Consider the following 16,379-nt stretch of genomic DNA (forward strand, 5'->3'; position numbering starts at 1 on the left):
TTCTATGGTACAAAATAGAAACCAAACTTGTGGGGTATTGGAAAGGAATAGAATATGAAAATGGCAGGGATACATAAACGATGTAAGATGTACGGACTTTCAGTGCTGTTGATGCTTATGATGTTGCTGGGGAGCGGGATATCTGTAAATGCGGCATCATCCGGTATTGCAAAGCAGACAGTCAGGACAGCTGTGGCTTCTTCTGGAACGCAGGCAATAAGAATTCAGTGGAATAAGGTTTCTGGTGCGAATGGCTATATCATATATCGACGGGAGTCTCAGAGAAAACCCTATAAGATATATCGCAAGATAACATCAGGAAGTACAACGACCTATCTGGACAGAAATCTTCCGGGGGCAAAGGTATACCAGTATGCAGTACGGGCATATTGCAAAGAAAAAGGTAAGAATGTTTTAAGTAAATATACTTCCGTTCTCGGGGCAACCAGACCATCTGGCACAACCGCAACGATCCAGGCAGTTTCCAGTAACCAGATAAATGTTTCCTGGAAGGCTGTGAACAGAGCAGATGGCTATCGTATTTACAGGCAGCTGGGTGGTAAGTGGAGTCTTGTAGCGGATGTGGCTGCTTCCAAAACATCTTACGCAGACAAAACTGCAGCGTCAAATACCAGATATATATATACTGTAAGAGCCTATAAGAAGGCTGGTAATGTCAAGTATCTCGGTGTTCTGAAGAAGAGCAACGCAGTGACGACACCAAAGAAATCTGTTTCAGGTTCGAAGTTCACCAGTGCTCAGAAGGAAGTAATGAAAAAAATTCTCTATGCTGTGGAAACAGGCGGACAGATTTATGGAAATCAGAGATATGATGATTTCACAGAAGCCTACACCAACAGCAAGGCAGAGCATGCGATCACGATCGGTGCAGGTCAGTGGTATGCGACAGAGGCACAGCGACTTCTGAAACTGATCCATACAACAAGCCCGGAAACTTATAAGCAATATGATCCAAAGAATTATGTATGGAATGATGTTGTGAACAAAGACTGGTCAACCTATAAGTTATCCAAGAAATCCGGAAGAGCAAAGATCATCGTAAATCTGATCAAATCACCGGCAGGTATTAAATGCCAGGATTATCTGATGTATAAGCAGATCGAGGAATACGAAGAAGAAGTACGTGCACTTGGGGTAACGGATGCAAGAGCAGTGGGCGAGTGCATCAACATCCGCCATCATGGAGGATATGGCTCTGTGACCAGAGTACTTGGCAAAACAAAAGGCGGTTATACGCTTGACAATATTTATAAGGCAATGAGCACAGATACAGGAAATCAGGTAGGAACTTATAAGGAGCGTCAGAAGAAAGTATATGCCTGGCTCAAGGCTTACATGAACTAAATAAGATATCACGAAATGACTGGCTTTTATGAAAGACCGGTCATTTTTTTCGGGAAATATCGTTGCACGAAGGAGAAGATAAATGCTATAATATGTACAGACTGAACGCCTTTAAGGGCGGAGAGATACGAGGAGAAAAAAATGATCCTGACAGAAGATAAAACTTATACAATATCACTGGAAACAGAGGACAACAGCAGTGACAGTGTGCTGATAAACAAGACTATAGAGCTGGAGTTTTCAAATAGGGAACTCCTTCATTCGATCATTACCTGCGGAATGCCGATCCAGAGGCTGACGACACTCTATCCTGAGAAACGCAGAATGGAAGTGATTTATAAACTTTTTTTGGTGGAGACGGCATTGGAGACAGAAGGTGACAGACTCAAAAAGGCCAAAAAGATCGCCTATCTGGATTCTTCGGAGAAAAGTGTGATTTCCTATTATATGGGTATGTTTCTGACAAAGATGATCAGCAATCGTCTGTATAATGTGGATTATCTGACACATCTGAGTCTGATCCATGCACCACAGCAGGAGGAATTTATTGATTTCTTTGCAAGTGAATGGAGACAGGAGATGATTGGTCGCAGATCCGGCGAGGAGAACTGGAGCGTGTGGGAAGCCAAGGGAGGCAGTAATCGCCGTGAGCAGGCACTTAAGAAGGGAGCACAGCAGCTGGAGGCAATCGGTACAGTGAATGGTGCAGAACCGGATCCAGGAGTTGTCTGCATGACCTATTATGATCATGGATATCTGTGTGGAATCTTACGAGAACCGGCCTGCGATGCAAAAGGAGAGCAGGTTGCATTCACACAGGAAGAGTTTTACAGAGCATATTATGAACCGATATGTGAGCTGTTTCTGGATAAGGAAAGCGGTCTGAGTCTTCATGGTGCGAATGCAGAGATCGCACTGACGGTCCCGTATTTTTCTGAGAAGCATGAAGAACCGGAGGAACGTAAGATTCGGATCGGAATCTCACGCAAATTGTTGCAGGCACTGATGGAGGAGGACTATTCTCTGGCTTTTAAACTTGCAGGAGAGCACTCAGAGACAGAATGCCCGAAGGGAGCATATCTGGGAGCGGATGGGATCTATATCCGATAAATCAGAATAGAATCGTTGAAATGACTGTGGATTTTATTCATTTCGCACAAAATATTCCTCCCGGAACAAAATCCGGGAGGCTTTTTTGATATAAAATTAATCAAATATTGTAATCAGCTCACGAATATGGCATAATAAATAAGGCAATGTTAAAACTAAGAGAAAAGAAAGTTAAGAAAACGTAAAAAACAGAAGGTGTCGGTTCTGCACAGATTCATGCAGAGCGAAAAGACAACAGAGGAGAAACTTATGGCAATATTTTCAATGGTCTTATCTTTACTCTCAGGAGTAGCACTATTTTTGTTTGGAATGTCTCTGATGGGCGATGGCCTGAAGCTGGTAGCAGGAAATAAGCTGGAGGCATTTCTGTATCGTATGACCAACACTCCGCTGAAGGGAGTTGCACTGGGAACCTGTGTTACCAGTGTGATTCAGTCTTCCTCAGCAACAACGGTAATGGTTATTGGCTTTGTAAACTCCGGTATGATGAAACTGAAACAGGCGATCGGTATCATCATGGGTGCCAACATCGGAACCAGTATTACAGGATGGATTCTTTGTCTTTCCTATATTAAGGGATCCGGCGGGATCGCAAGTATTCTTTCCACAGCAACGATCTCGGCAGTGGTGGCGGTGATCGGTATCATCCTCCGTATGTTCTGCAAACGGTCTGTACATAAGAACATCGGAAATATCATGCTTGGTTTTTCTATCCTTATGACAGGAATGCAGATGATGAGTGGTGCTGTGTCACCTCTGCGTGAGAGTGAAGTATTTATTGATATGCTGACAATGTTCTCCAACCCGATCGCGGGTATTCTGGTAGGTATTCTGTTTACCGCAGTACTTCAGAGTGCATCAGCGACAGTTGGTGTACTGCAGGCACTTTCTGTAACTGGTATCCTGACTTTTGCAAGTGCATTTCCGATTGTACTTGGTATCGGTGTCGGTGCGGCCTGTCCGGTTCTGATCTCTGCGATTGGAGCGAATAAGAATGGCAAGAGAACAGCACTGATCTATCTGATGAATGACCTGTTTGGTCTGATTTTGTGGTCCGTGATCTTTTACACAGTCAATGCAGTCGTTCATTTCGAATTTATGGATATGATCATGACTCCTGTAACCATTGCAGCTCTGAATACCGTATTCCGTGTGGCAACAGTTGTGGTTCTGTTCCCATTTATTCCGAAGCTTGAGAAACTGGTATGTTATCTGGTCAAAGACAGTGCTGAGGAACTGGAGGATGAGGCAGACTTCGACCTCCTTGAGGAGCGTCTGATTAACTATCCGGCACTTGCCATCGGTCAGTGCCACCGTGCAATGAATGGAATGTCCAAGAAGCTGCGTAAGAATGTCAACAGAGCGATGAACCTTCTGAATGATTATCAGCAGGATAAATATGACAAGGTTCAGCGTAAGGAAGACCTGATCGACAAGTACGAGAGTCGTCTTGGAGATTATCTGATTCAGCTTACCAAGCGCGAGATGAATACAGCACAGACAAGACAGGTTTCTCTGTATCTTCATACGATCAATGACTTTGAGAGAATTGGAGACCATGCATCTTACATTGCACATATGGCCAATGAAATGCATGACAATCATACACAGTTTTCCCAGGCAGCCTGGGATGAACTGAACATCGTTATGGAGGCAGTCCGTGAGGAAATCAATGTGACCTGCAATGCCTTTATGAACGATGACAGAGAGGCGGCACAGAGAGTGGCTCCTCTGGGAGCGGTCATCACGAATCTTTGTGATGAACTCAAAATGCATCATGTTGCACGACTCAGCAAGGGCGATTGTGGACTGGAAGAAGGAACGGTATTCAATGATATCCTGAATAGCTTTGGCCGTATTGCAGCACACTGTGCAAGTGCCATGATGGCTCTTATGAAGAGCGGAGAAGAAGACCCGGATCTTCATATCCATGATTCCAAGGTTTATCCGACAGATACCGTGGAATATTACTCATACTTCAATGAATACAGACAGAAGTATGATATTGATGTTATGGGGAATGGCGAGAACCATGTTGTGAGTATGGAGCCAGAAGAAGTAGAATAATAGCATAACAAAAGATACAGGACAGACGAGATGTCTGTCCTGTACTTTTTTTCTGTAACAGGATATTATTTGCGAGGGAAATGCGTCAGAAGGATATGGTATAGCGGGAGCCGGCAATATATTCACGGCTGATGTATAAAGGTTCTCCCTTTGGAGTCTGCATGTAGGAATCAAGTATCATCAGCGGATCTCCCGGTGAGAGATTTAAAGTCTGCGCCATATCTGCTGATGCAACCGTAACAGAAACCGTACTTCTGCTGGAAGCAGCAATGGAATATCTGTAAGCAGACTTCAGATATTCAAAAAAAGATCCGTTTTCCACAGCATCTGGATCAAAATTCGGAAAAAGCCGTACTGGAAGCCAGGTATGTACATCAATAACAGGGATTTCATCAGCCAGAAGAAGTCTCTCCAGGAAAAAAACTTCCTCATCAGGGGCAAGCTTAAGAAAATCAGAAGTTACGTTATCCGAAGATTTCCGGCAGAAGGTCAGCACATGAGAATGGGGAACCCGGCCATTCTGACGACAGGATTCAGAAAAACTCATGTTTTTTTGAGTCTCAAACTTGCGGAAGATCATAGGAGACTTCACGAAAGTTCCCTTTCCCTGATGTTTGACAAGATACCCCTGGGTACAAAGTTCCTCAACGGTTCGCCGCACAGTGATTCTGCTGACCTGATAAAGTTCTGCCAGTTCTGGTTCTGTGGGGATTTTTTCTCCAGGTTTGTATGTTCCGTTTTTGATCTGGCTGGCAATGATATCCATAAGCTGTTTATAAAGAGGCTGAATTGAATTTTTATTTAACATGAAAAGAATCCTTTCTGATGATGTTCACAATCAGTATTTTACTATAGTACGGATGTATTTGTCCAGTGAGATACAGGATCCGGAGGGCTTTTCATCAGGAAAACATGAATAATTACTCACAAATAATGAATATACTCTTTACTATAACGTTATAATATGTTATATTCTTTAAAAAAGTAAATCGTAAAAGCGAAAAATGAAAAACAAGTCTGTAAAGTCTTCAAAACCCTGTATTTTTAAAGGACTCTGAAGATTTTCAGATTAAGATCATGAAAACTGGAGGATGAAAAATGGACGCAGTAAAAATTGTAAATAAGATCAGTAAAGAGCATGGTACGATTAAAAACGTGTATTTTCTTGCATGCGGAGGATCTCTGGTAGATTTATATCCGGGATATTATTTCCTGCGTGCAGAGTCAGCAGTGATGGACGCACAGTGGATCCCGGCCAGGGAATTTGCCCTGACTCCGCCGAAGAAACTTGGAAAAGACAGTCTGCTGATCATCTGTTCACACAGTGGAAAGACCAGAGAATGCCTGGAAGCTGCCAGAACAGGACTGGATGCAGGGGCAGCAGTTGTAACCCTGACACATGCACCGGGATCTGCCTGTGATACCACGGAGTGGATCTCCATCGTATATGACTGGGCGCCGGGAGTAAAAGAGGCAGAGAAACCACAGGGAATCGTTCTCAATCTTCTGAATGAGCTTATGAAAGTCCAGGAGCCGGGATATGAGCTTTATGACAAGATTACAGAGGGATTTCATAAAATTGATGCCATCATTGCAGAAGCAGTAAAAGATCAGCAGAATGCTGCATGGCTTTTTGCAGAAAAATATTCTGAGGAGCCGAATCTTTATATTATGGCATCAGGAGCATCTTATTCACAGGCGTATGGTTTTGCTATCTGCTCCCTTCAGGAAATGCAGTGGATGGACTGCGGATATCTGAATAGTGCAGAATATTTCCACGGACCGTTTGAGGTGACAGATGAGAATCACCTTTATATCCTTATGATGAGTCGTGGAAGAAACCGTATGATGGATGAACGTGTTCTGACCTTCCTCGAGAAATATGGAAAAAAATATGAAGTGATCGATGCAGACAAGCTTGGAATGGCAGCGATCGATGACAGCTGTGTGGAATATTTTACACCAATGCTTTTCTATACCATGACAACGGTTTACCGTACCGCACTGCAGGATAAACGCCGTCATCCGCTGGATATGAGAAGATATATGGGTGTTGTGGAATACTAAAAATGCTGCTGTGCCTGTGCACAGGGAAAGGAGAAAAAATGAGCAGATACAGTACCAAACTCCTTGGTTTTGGAGATAATGTTGTAGATATCTATGATCATCTGAAGACCATGTATCCAGGCGGTAACTGCGTAAATGTCAGCGTTTACGGAAAAATGGCAGGCTGTGAAAAAACAGCCTACATGGGATATTTTGGAGATGATGACTGGGCGGAACTGATTATGGATGCTCTGGAAAAAATTGGTGTGGAAACTGTAAAGTGTGAACAGCTTCACGGTGAAAACGGATATTCCAGAATTACATTAAAGGACGGAGACCGTGAGTTCCTGGACTTTAATGAAGGCGGCATTCGTGGTAAAACACCATATATCCTCGATGATTCTGATGTGGAATATATGAAAGGCTTCGATGTAGTACACAGTGGAAATTATTCTTTTACTGAGAGCGAACTCCACAAGATCAAAGAGGCCGGAATTCCGGTTTCCTTTGATTTTTCTGATGATTCCACAGAAGAATATTATGAAAAAACAGCACCGGATGTTACATATGCGTTCTGTTCTTTTGATGGAACCGATGAGGAGGCAAAAGCACATCTGAAAAAGATTATCTCCATGGGACCAAAGCTTGCCATGGCTTCCAGAGGTGCGAAAGGCTGCATCCTTTATAACGGTGAGAAATTTTTTGCTCAGAAAGCGGCTCCTCTTACAGAAGTAAAAGACACTCTCGGCGCGGGAGATTCCCTTATCGCCTCTTTCCTTACCGGATATATTGGAAGAGTAAAAGATGGCATGGATGAGGAAACTGCGATCCGTGAGAGCCTTGAAGAAGCATCTGCCTTTGCTGCGGGCATTTGTGGCATGGAAGGCGCTTTTGGCTACGGAAAAAAATACGAATAACAGGAGGAAAAACAATGGAACGCAATGGAAAAAGCAGAGCTCTTATTTGCTTTGTACTGTGTATGATCATGGCTCTGCCAGTATATTTCGGCAGCACAGTGCCAGTAAGAGCGGCGGATCAGCAGACCATCATCGTAGGAACGAATGCAGAGTATTCACCGTTTGAATATCTGGACGATGATGGAAATATTACAGGTTTTGACTACGATCTTCTGGAGGCTATTGCCCAGGAAGAAAATGTGAAGCTGGTGTGGAAGGATATGCCTTTCGATTCCCTGATGGGTTCCATGGAGGCTGGTGATGTGCAGGTGATCGCTGCCGGAATAGGACCTACCGAGGATCGCAAAAAGAGCGTAGATTTTTCTGATGTCTATTATACGGGTACACAATGCATTGTCAGCCGTAAGGATAATCCGATCAAAGATTTTGAGGAGATGTCAGGAAAGACCGTTGCAGTTCTGGAGGGTGCACAGAGTGATATGATCGCATCCGGCGAGACTACAGATTACGGTGAAGTCAAAGATGCCAGGGTAAAAAGATTCAAAAATGCTTCCAGTGCGGTGATGGAGTTGAAAAACGGCGGAGCTGATGCAGTCCTGATCGACAATATCATGGCTGAAATCTACTGCAAACAGAATTCTGATCTGCAGTATGAGTCTGTGCCAAGTACAGCTGAGGATACCGTTTTCTGTATTGAAAAGGGAAATGCAGAGATTGTTCAGATCATCAATGACGGACTCGCAAAGGTTAAGAAATCCGGTGCTTACGATGATCTTTACCAGAAATATTTTGTAGATACAGTGGATAATAGCGATGATGTGACCGATGTAGCTGCAGCAGACGGATTCCTGGGACTTTTAAGCTTTATTTTCCTTCAGGATAATCGCTGGAAGTTTTATATCAACGGTCTTGGAATTACACTGGTCGTTTCACTTCTGTCCGTGATCGTGGGTATTCTGATCGGTCTTGTGGTGGCTCTGGTACGCCTTGGAGCCGCAAAAAAAGGCCGAAAAACCATTCCTTCGACAATCGCCGATATTTATGTTGATGTGATTCGTGGAACACCGTCGGTTCTTCAGCTGATGATTATTTATTTTGCAGTATTCCACAGCAGACTGGGATATGTGGCGGCAGTGGCCAGCTTCGGCATTAACAGTGGTGCATATGTTTCCGAGGTTATCCGTGGAGGTATTTTGTCTGTAGACAAAGGTCAGAGTGAGGCAGGCCGTTCTCTTGGTCTGGGATATAAAGACACCATGCGTTTCATTATCATTCCGCAGGCAGTAAAAACAATCCTTCCGGCAATGGGCAATGAGTTTATCCAGCTGATCAAAGAGACTTCTATTTTGGGTTATGTAGGAATCATGGATCTGACGAAAGCGGCAAGCTATGTTTCTTCCCGTACCTATCAGATGTTCATTCCGCTGGTCGTAGCAGGTATCATGTATTATCTGATCGTGAAATGCCTGAGCATTCTTCTGAAGAGATTTGAAAGGAGACTGAGAGAAAGTGATTGATGTTAAGAATCTGAAAAAGTCCTTCGGGGACATACACGTATTAAAGGGAATCACAACTCATGTAAACAAAGGTGAGTGTATCTGTATCATTGGTCCGTCCGGTTCCGGAAAATCCACTTTCCTGCGCTGTCTGAATCTCCTGGAAAAACCGGAGGAAGGTGAGATCATAGTAAACGGGCAGCAGATTCTGGATCCGAAACTGAATGTTGATAAATTCAGAGAAAATGTGGGTATGGTTTTTCAGCATTTCAACCTTTTTCCGAACATGACCGTATTAAAAAATATTACGCTTGCGCCGGTACGCCTCGGCAAATGGAAGGCAGAAGAGGCAGACCAGAGGGCCAGGAAGCTTCTGAAAAGAGTGGGACTTGAGGAGAAAGCGGATGTTTATCCGGGACAGCTCTCCGGCGGACAGAAGCAGAGGGTTGCGATTGCCAGAGCACTGGCGATGAACCCGGAAGTACTGCTGTTTGATGAACCGACATCAGCCCTTGATCCGGAGATGGTCGGGGAGGTTCTTGAGGTTATGAAAGAACTTGCAAAAGAAGGCATGACCATGCTGGTTGTTACCCATGAGATGGGATTTGCAAGGGAAGTCAGTGACCGGGTACTCTTTATGGACAACGGGGTGATCCTTGAGGACAGAAATCCGAAGGAACTGTTTGGAAATCCAAAAGAGGAAAGGACGAAGGAGTTTCTTTCCAAAGTACTGTAGATAAAAAGATTGCGATGTGTGGTAAAAAAGGACTATGCATCGCAATTTTTTTACTTTTTTGTCCGATGTTTTTCAGTCCGAAAAAATTTACAACTCCATGGTAAAGCAATCCGGGCAGTTTTGGAAGTTATGAAAAAAGTAGAACCTTTGCATATTTAGGGCTAGCCGAAGAGCAGACATCTTGGTACAATAGAGAAACAGGATATGCACTGCTATCGGTAAGAGAAAGGATATTCTTACAGGAACAGATATCGAATAATTTGGAGAGAGCTATATGAAAAAGTTTAAGATAAATGTACAGAGGTATATCTGTATTTTATTATGCCTTGTTTTATATATTACTGTACTTACTCTTCCTGTATCAGCAGAGGAAGCAAAAAGTCGGACAGTCAGAGTAGGCTGGTATGAGGGAACCTATAATACCACAGAACCAAACGGTGAGAAGAGAGGCTACTGTTACGAATATCAGCAGACAGTGGCTGCACATACCGGATGGAAGTATGAATATGTGGAGGGAAACTGGGCAGAACTGATGAGCATGCTGAAAAGTGGAGAAATCGATCTGCTGGGAGGTATCTCCTATGCAGAGGAACGTTCCACTTCCATGCTTTTTTCAGAACTGCCTATGGGCGAGGAGAAATATTACCTTTATATAAATCCGTCTGATACAGATATCTCAGTTTCAGATCTGACTACATTGAATGGGAAGAGGATCGGGGTGATGCCGGATACACTTTCTACAAGACGGTTCTATGAGTGGGAGAAAGGTCATGGAGTGGACACGCAAAAGGTTGATATTACCAGCACAGATGATGCCCGTCAGAAAATGCAAAATCAGGAAATTGACGGATTTGTTTTAAATGAGTCTCCACAGTGGGAAAGAGACAACATTTCTCCTGTTCTTCTGATCGGCAGCTCCTATAACTATTTTGCAGTCAGCAAAAAATGCCCGGATCTGAAAGAGGAGTTGGATCAGGCAATGCAGAAGATAGAAAAAGAGAATCCTTTTTATGAAGAAGATCTTTATAAGAGGTATCTTTCAGCAAATCCTATTGAAACTCTTTCGGATGAGGAGCAGAACTGGCTGGAACAGCATGGGGCGGTCAGGATTGGATATCTGAAAAATGATGTGGGTGTCAGCCTGGTGGATGAAGAGTCAGAGGAACCGGTAGGAATTCTTAACGATTATATCAGTCTGGCTTCCGACTGTATGGAAGAAAAAAATATAGAATTTCAGACGACAGGATTTGATTCCCAGGAGGAAGAGTTGCAGGCATTAAAGGATAACAGGATTGATATGATTTTTCATATGAATCAGAATCCATATGAAGCTGAGTAGAACGATATTATATTGTCAAATACTGTTTTTGAAGTCAATGCTGCAGTGCTCACCGGTGCTAAGAAGTTTGACGAAAATAAAGAGAATACAGTGGCAGTGAGCAGAAGCAACCTGCTAGGAAAGTGGTATATTTCTTTTAATTATCCTTTCTGGAAAATAAAGGAATATGACTCATCTGCTGAGGTTGAGAAAGCAGTCCAAAGTGGTGAGGCAGACTGCTTTGTTGTGAAGGCAGGACAGTCATTAAAGACGCTGGAGGACAGCAAAATGCACAGCGTTTTTCTTACGAAATCCGGCGATTCCTGCTTTGCAGTCACCAGGGAAAATACAACATTAATGAATATCCTGAATAAAACCATTCAGACTCTGCCTGCTTCCAGACTTTCAAGTTTGTTTTCTGTATATGAAAACACACCGGGGAAGGTTACTCTGGCAGATTATATAAAGGATAATCTGCGGGTAGTTTCCATTAGTTTTGTAAGTGTGACCCTGGTTATTATACTGATTATAGGTTACCTGATGATAAAAGCAAGAAAGGCCCAGATTCAGGCAGAAAAGGCCAATGCTGCCAAATCAGATTTCCTTTTCAATATGTCACATGATATCCGGACACCGATGAATGCCCTGCTGGGATACAGTGAACTGATGAAAAGGGAACTGACAGATCCGAAGCTTCTGGATTATCAGGAAAAGATGGAACAGTCCGGAAATCTGCTGCTGTCTATTATCAATAATGTGCTGGACATGGCCCGGATTGAAAGTGGTAAGATGGAACTGGATGAAAATTATGTGAAGATCAGCGATATTTATCTGGGAGTTTACAGAATTTTTCAGATAGAAGCGGAGAAAAAGGGAATCCATCTTGAGATGGAGTATGACGTGCTGCATGAACATGTAATCTGCGATGAGACAAAGAACAGGGAAGTTTTTCTCAATCTGCTCAGCAATGCGATAAAATATACAGCTTCAGGGGGAACGGTTACCATAAGGATCACAGAGCTTGACTGTGACAGGGGAGGCTATGTGCGGATACAGACTCAGGTAATTGATACAGGTATTGGAATGAGTGAAGAATTCCTGCCATCCCTGTTTGAGGCTTTCGCCCGGGAACGCAATACAACAGCTGGAAAGGTTGCGGGAACAGGCCTGGGAATGCCAATCATAAAGAAGTATGTTGATATGATGGGCGGAAGCATTGAAGTAGAAAGTAAGCTGGGAGAAGGAAGCAAATTTACAGTTATCATGGAATACAGGATTGCTGATAAGGGTTACTACGAGCAGGATACGAATCCGTCTCCGGATACAGAGGAAACAGACTGGATCAGCGGAAAACATGTTCTGCTGGCTGAGGATAATGACCTGAATGCGGAAATCGCAGAGTTTATCCTGGAGGATATGGGACTTATTGTTGATCGTGTTGAGGACGGGATTCAATGTGTGGCAAGGATGGAACAGAAACCAGCAGGAACCTATGATCTGATCCTTATGGACATCCAGATGCCGAACATGGATGGATATAAGGCAACTCAGGCAATCAGAAGGCTGGCAGATAAGAAAAAAGCCGGTATTCCGATCATAGCTATGACAGCCAATGCATTTGAGGAAGACAGAAAAAAGGCATTTGAAAAAGGAATGAACGGACATATTGCGAAGCCTGTTGATGCAGAAAAAGTTAAGAAAACTATTCTTTCAGCTTTAAGCAGGCAGAGCGAACAAGTAACATACTAAGAATACAACTACTATTTCTAAAATATCACCGCCAGCTTAGAGCGGATCAGGAGAAATTATATGGATCATTTTGAATTAGTATCTGAATACCAACCAACCGGCGACCAGCCCCAGGCCATCGAAAAACTGGTCAAAGGCTTTCAAGAAGGCAACCAGTTCGAGACTTTACTAGGTGTCACCGGTTCCGGTAAGACCTTTACCATGGCGAACGTTATCGCAAAGCTTAACAAGCCAACTTTGGTACTTGCACACAATAAAACACTGGCAGCGCAGCTTTACGGAGAGATGAAGGAATTCTTCCCTGAGAACGCAGTGGAATACTTTGTCTCCTATTACGATTACTATCAGCCGGAGGCATATGTCCCGTCCACCGATACTTATATCGCGAAGGATGCGTCTACCAATGACGAGATCGACAAGCTTCGGCTTTCTGCGACAGCGGCACTCTGCGAGCGCAAAGATGTCATTGTGGTTTCTTCCGTATCCTGCATCTATGGTCTGGGTGCACCGGAAGAATTTTTCGACATGATGATCTCCCTGCGTCCAGGCATGGAGAAGGACAGGGACGATGTGATCAGGGAGCTGATCGATATCCAGTATAACCGTAACGAGATGGATTTTCACCGAGGCACCTTCCGCGTGCGTGGAGATGTACTGGAAATCTTTCCTGCAAATTATTCAGACCGTGCGATCCGCGTGGAATTTTTCGGAGATGAGATCGACCGTATCACAGAAGTTGATGTACTGACAGGCGAAATACGAAATGAACTGAAGCATGCGGCGATTTTTCCGGCTTCCCATTATGTTGTGCCGCAGGAAAAAATCCAGAAGGCAGCGGATGCGATCCTGGAAGAAATGAAGGAACAGGTTTCCTATTTTAAAAGTGAAGATAAACTGATCGAGGCACAGAGAATTGCCGAGAGAACGAATTTCGATGTAGAAATGATGAAGGAAACAGGTTTTTGTTCCGGTATTGAGAATTATTCCAGACACCTTACCGGGCTTAAGCCGGGACAGCCGCCGTATACCCTGATGGACTACTTTAAAGACGACTTTCTTCTTATTATAGATGAGTCCCATAAGACCGTTTCGCAGGTCGGAGGAATGTATGCCGGTGATCAGAGCCGCAAGCAGACACTGGTGGATTATGGCTTCCGTCTGCCTTCGGCAAAGGATAACCGTCCGCTGAGTTTTGATGAATTTGAAAATAAACTGGATCAGGTTCTGTTTGTCTCGGCAACACCGGGACAGTATGAAGCGGAGCATGAGCTTCTGCGTGCAGAGCAGATCATCCGTCCGACAGGTCTTCTCGATCCGAAGGTCGAGGTTCGCCCGATCGAGGGTCAGATTGATGATCTGATCAGTGAGGTAAACAAAGAAACGGACAGGGGACACAAGATTCTGATCACGACTCTTACGAAACGAATGGCGGAGGATCTGACAGAATACATGAAGGATGTGGGAATCCGGGTCAGATATCTGCATTCGGATATTGATACACTGGAGCGGGCAGAAATTATCCGTGATATGCGTCTGGATGTGTTTGATGTGCTGGTTGGAATCAATCTTTTGCGAGAGGGTCTGGATATTCCGGAGATCACGCTGGTTGCCATCCTTGATGCGGATAAGGAGGGATTTCTCCGTTCAGAGGTTTCGCTGATCCAGACGATCGGACGGGCAGCCCGAAACAGCGAAGGCCATGTTATCATGTATGCCGATGTGATGACGGATTCCATGAGAAATGCGATTCAGGAAACAGAACGAAGAAGAAGTATTCAGGAAGCATACAACAAAGAACATGGAATCACACCTACTACGATCAGAAAGGCAGTCCGTGACCTGATCACGGTTTCTAAAGCGGTTGCTGAGACAGAGGATAAGCTGAAAAAGGATCCGGAGTCCATGAACCGTAAGGAACTCATGAAGCTGATCACGAAGGTTGAGAAACAGATGCGTGAGGCGGCGGCGAACCTGAACTTTGAACAGGCAGCAGAGCTCAGAGACAAGATGATCGAACTGAAGAAAAATCTGGAAGAACTGGAAGCGTAAGGAGAATCCGGCATCTTGATATATATATAACAAGATCCTAAAGTCCGGCATCGCAGAACAGTGATGTAACTGCAAAATATTTACACTTTACTCTTGTACAGTAATGGAGAGAGTGATAAAATAAAACCATTATGTAGAAAGAGGGAGTCGATATGCAGTTTTCCAAAAGATTAGACAGATTTGGAGAGGAAATCTTTGCGGCCCTGAACAACAGACGGATGGAGCTGGAGCAGCAGGGTATGAAAATTTATAATATGAGTGTGGGAACACCGGATTTTAAGACGCCGGAACACATCAAGAAGGCCCTGGCAGAAGCTGCCATGGATGATAACAACTGGAAATACAGCCTCAGAGACCTTCCGGAGCTTCTGGAAGCAGTCTGTGAGTATTATAAGAAACGATTTGATGTTGAGCTGACACCGGATATGGTCATGACCGTTTACGGAAGCCAGGAAGGCATGGGACATCTGGGAATGGCACTCTGTGATGAAGGGGATGTCGTTCTTCTTCCGGATCCGTGTTATCCGGTATTTGCAGCGGGAAGCCTGATGGCAGGAGCAATACCATGCTATTATCCACTGGTGGCAGAGCATGATTTTCTTCCATATGTAAAGGATATCCCGGAAGAAGTTGCAAAAAAGGCCAAATATATGGTAGTTTCTCTTCCGTCCAACCCGGTAGGAAGTATCGCCACGCCGGGACTTTATGAAGAAATCGTGGCATTTGCCAGAAAGTATGACATTCTGATCATCCATGACAATGCCTACAGCGATATTATCTTTGATGGGGCGCATGGGGGAAGTTTTCTGGCAACAGAAGGTGCGAAGGAAATCGGAGTGGAGTTCTTCAGTCTTTCCAAGTCCTTCAATGTGACCGGAGCAAGGATCAGTTTTTTGGTGGGCCGTCCGGATGTGATTGCCGCACTTCGTAAACTTAGAAGCCAGATTGATTTTGGAATGTTCCTTCCTATTCAGAAAGCCGCGATCGCTGCACTGAAAGGACCGCTCGAGAGCGTCAGGGAGCAGTGCCAGATGTATCAGGAGAGAAGAGATGCCCTCTGCAATGGACTCAGAGAGATCGGATGGGAACTCCCGAATGGCAAGGGAACGATGTTTGTCTGGGCCAAAATCCCGAAAGGACGGACGGACAGTATGGCGTTCTGCATGGAACTGATGGAAAAAGCCGGTGTGATCGTGACACCGGGAGCAAGTTTTGGACCTCATGGAGAGGGCTATGTACGTTTCGCTCTGGTGCTTCCGCCGGAGAAGATCAGAGAAGTGGTAGAGTCCATCCGCAGAAGCGGCCTGTAATTGTACAGAACAGAACAAAAATTAAAAATCACAGGAAAGATATCAGATGGGGAAGGTCGAGAAATGTCAGATTTCCTTAATCTGTGTCTGAACTGTGATTTTTGTGTTTTTTTCAAAAAATTCGTAATTATCTGTTGACAAATAATTACGACAGTGCTATCTTAACACTATAGATGTTAGCACTCCTTAATGATGAGTGCTAACAGACTAAACGGA

At 44.1% G+C, this 16,379-nt stretch carries 12 protein-coding genes; 11 read left to right on the forward strand and 1 reads right to left on the reverse strand.

What is annotated here, in order from left to right; genetic code table 11:
- The first annotated feature begins 60 nt into the window (after positions 1 to 60).
- From GT674_RS01565 to GT674_RS01575, 3 genes are all read left to right on the forward strand, one after another.
- Entirely contained in the window at positions 61 to 1,365 is a 1,305-nt protein-coding gene (locus GT674_RS01565) for a fibronectin type III domain-containing protein (RefSeq protein WP_178637290.1), read from the forward strand.
- Positions 1,366 to 1,506: 141 nt separating this feature from the next.
- Complete coding sequence (locus GT674_RS01570) at positions 1,507 to 2,475, forward strand: hypothetical protein (RefSeq protein WP_161284039.1); 969 nt, start codon at positions 1,507 to 1,509, stop codon at positions 2,473 to 2,475.
- Between the two features lie 249 nt (positions 2,476 to 2,724).
- The gene (locus GT674_RS01575; RefSeq protein WP_161284040.1) at positions 2,725 to 4,542 is read left to right on the forward strand and encodes a Na/Pi cotransporter family protein; all 1,818 of its coding nucleotides are present in this window, start codon (positions 2,725 to 2,727) and stop codon (positions 4,540 to 4,542) included.
- Positions 4,543 to 4,627: 85 nt separating this feature from the next.
- Here the strand turns inward: GT674_RS01575 and GT674_RS01580 are convergent, their stop codons facing one another.
- Entirely contained in the window at positions 4,628 to 5,350 is a 723-nt protein-coding gene (locus GT674_RS01580; protein WP_161284041.1) for a GntR family transcriptional regulator, read from the reverse strand.
- A 290-nt stretch (positions 5,351 to 5,640) separates the two neighbouring features.
- On the opposite strand from GT674_RS01580, the gene GT674_RS01585 reads away from it, so the two are divergent.
- The 8 genes from GT674_RS01585 (at position 5,641) to GT674_RS01615 (ending at position 16,163) form a co-directional block, all read left to right on the forward strand.
- Entirely contained in the window at positions 5,641 to 6,609 is a 969-nt protein-coding gene (locus tag GT674_RS01585) for an SIS domain-containing protein (RefSeq protein ID WP_161284042.1), read from the forward strand.
- A 38-nt stretch (positions 6,610 to 6,647) separates the two neighbouring features.
- Positions 6,648 to 7,505: a PfkB family carbohydrate kinase gene (locus tag GT674_RS01590; RefSeq protein ID WP_161284043.1), complete on the forward strand. Its 858-nt coding sequence runs from the start codon at positions 6,648 to 6,650 to the stop codon at positions 7,503 to 7,505.
- Positions 7,506 to 7,519: 14 nt separating this feature from the next.
- Positions 7,520 to 9,022: an ABC transporter permease subunit gene (locus GT674_RS01595; protein WP_161284044.1), complete on the forward strand. Its 1,503-nt coding sequence runs from the start codon at positions 7,520 to 7,522 to the stop codon at positions 9,020 to 9,022.
- Positions 9,015 to 9,737 (forward strand): amino acid ABC transporter ATP-binding protein, encoded by a 723-nt coding sequence (locus GT674_RS01600; RefSeq protein ID WP_161284045.1) that lies wholly within the window; start codon positions 9,015 to 9,017, stop codon positions 9,735 to 9,737. The genes GT674_RS01595 and GT674_RS01600 overlap by 8 nt, the downstream gene beginning before the upstream one ends.
- 274 nt (positions 9,738 to 10,011) lie before the next feature.
- Positions 10,012 to 11,076 (forward strand): transporter substrate-binding domain-containing protein, encoded by a 1,065-nt coding sequence (locus GT674_RS17305; RefSeq protein ID WP_243149016.1) that lies wholly within the window; start codon positions 10,012 to 10,014, stop codon positions 11,074 to 11,076.
- Between the two features lie 12 nt (positions 11,077 to 11,088).
- The gene (locus GT674_RS17310; RefSeq protein WP_243149017.1) at positions 11,089 to 12,804 is read left to right on the forward strand and encodes an ATP-binding protein; all 1,716 of its coding nucleotides are present in this window, start codon (positions 11,089 to 11,091) and stop codon (positions 12,802 to 12,804) included.
- Between the two features lie 60 nt (positions 12,805 to 12,864).
- Complete coding sequence (gene uvrB / locus GT674_RS01610; RefSeq protein WP_161284046.1) at positions 12,865 to 14,853, forward strand: excinuclease ABC subunit UvrB; 1,989 nt, start codon at positions 12,865 to 12,867, stop codon at positions 14,851 to 14,853.
- A 152-nt stretch (positions 14,854 to 15,005) separates the two neighbouring features.
- Positions 15,006 to 16,163 (forward strand): pyridoxal phosphate-dependent aminotransferase, encoded by a 1,158-nt coding sequence (locus GT674_RS01615; protein ID WP_161284047.1) that lies wholly within the window; start codon positions 15,006 to 15,008, stop codon positions 16,161 to 16,163.
- Positions 16,164 to 16,379: the final 216 nt, after the last annotated feature.

Origin of the sequence: Blautia sp. BIOML-A1 (assembly GCF_009883055.1) — a bacterium.
GTDB lineage: Bacteria > Bacillota > Clostridia > Lachnospirales > Lachnospiraceae > Blautia_A.

Coding starts and splice junctions, on each gene's coding strand:
- GT674_RS01565 (WP_178637290.1), top strand. CDS start 61: ATGGCAGGGATACATAAACGATGTAAGATGTACGGACTTTCAGTGCTG.
- GT674_RS01570 (WP_161284039.1), top strand. CDS start 1,507: ATGATCCTGACAGAAGATAAAACTTATACAATATCACTGGAAACAGAG.
- GT674_RS01575 (WP_161284040.1), top strand. CDS start 2,725: ATGGCAATATTTTCAATGGTCTTATCTTTACTCTCAGGAGTAGCACTA.
- GT674_RS01580 (WP_161284041.1), bottom strand. CDS start 5,350: ATGTTAAATAAAAATTCAATTCAGCCTCTTTATAAACAGCTTATGGAT.
- GT674_RS01585 (WP_161284042.1), top strand. CDS start 5,641: ATGGACGCAGTAAAAATTGTAAATAAGATCAGTAAAGAGCATGGTACG.
- GT674_RS01590 (WP_161284043.1), top strand. CDS start 6,648: ATGAGCAGATACAGTACCAAACTCCTTGGTTTTGGAGATAATGTTGTA.
- GT674_RS01595 (WP_161284044.1), top strand. CDS start 7,520: ATGGAACGCAATGGAAAAAGCAGAGCTCTTATTTGCTTTGTACTGTGT.
- GT674_RS17305 (WP_243149016.1), top strand. CDS start 10,012: ATGAAAAAGTTTAAGATAAATGTACAGAGGTATATCTGTATTTTATTA.
- uvrB (WP_161284046.1), top strand. CDS start 12,865: ATGGATCATTTTGAATTAGTATCTGAATACCAACCAACCGGCGACCAG.
- GT674_RS01615 (WP_161284047.1), top strand. CDS start 15,006: ATGCAGTTTTCCAAAAGATTAGACAGATTTGGAGAGGAAATCTTTGCG.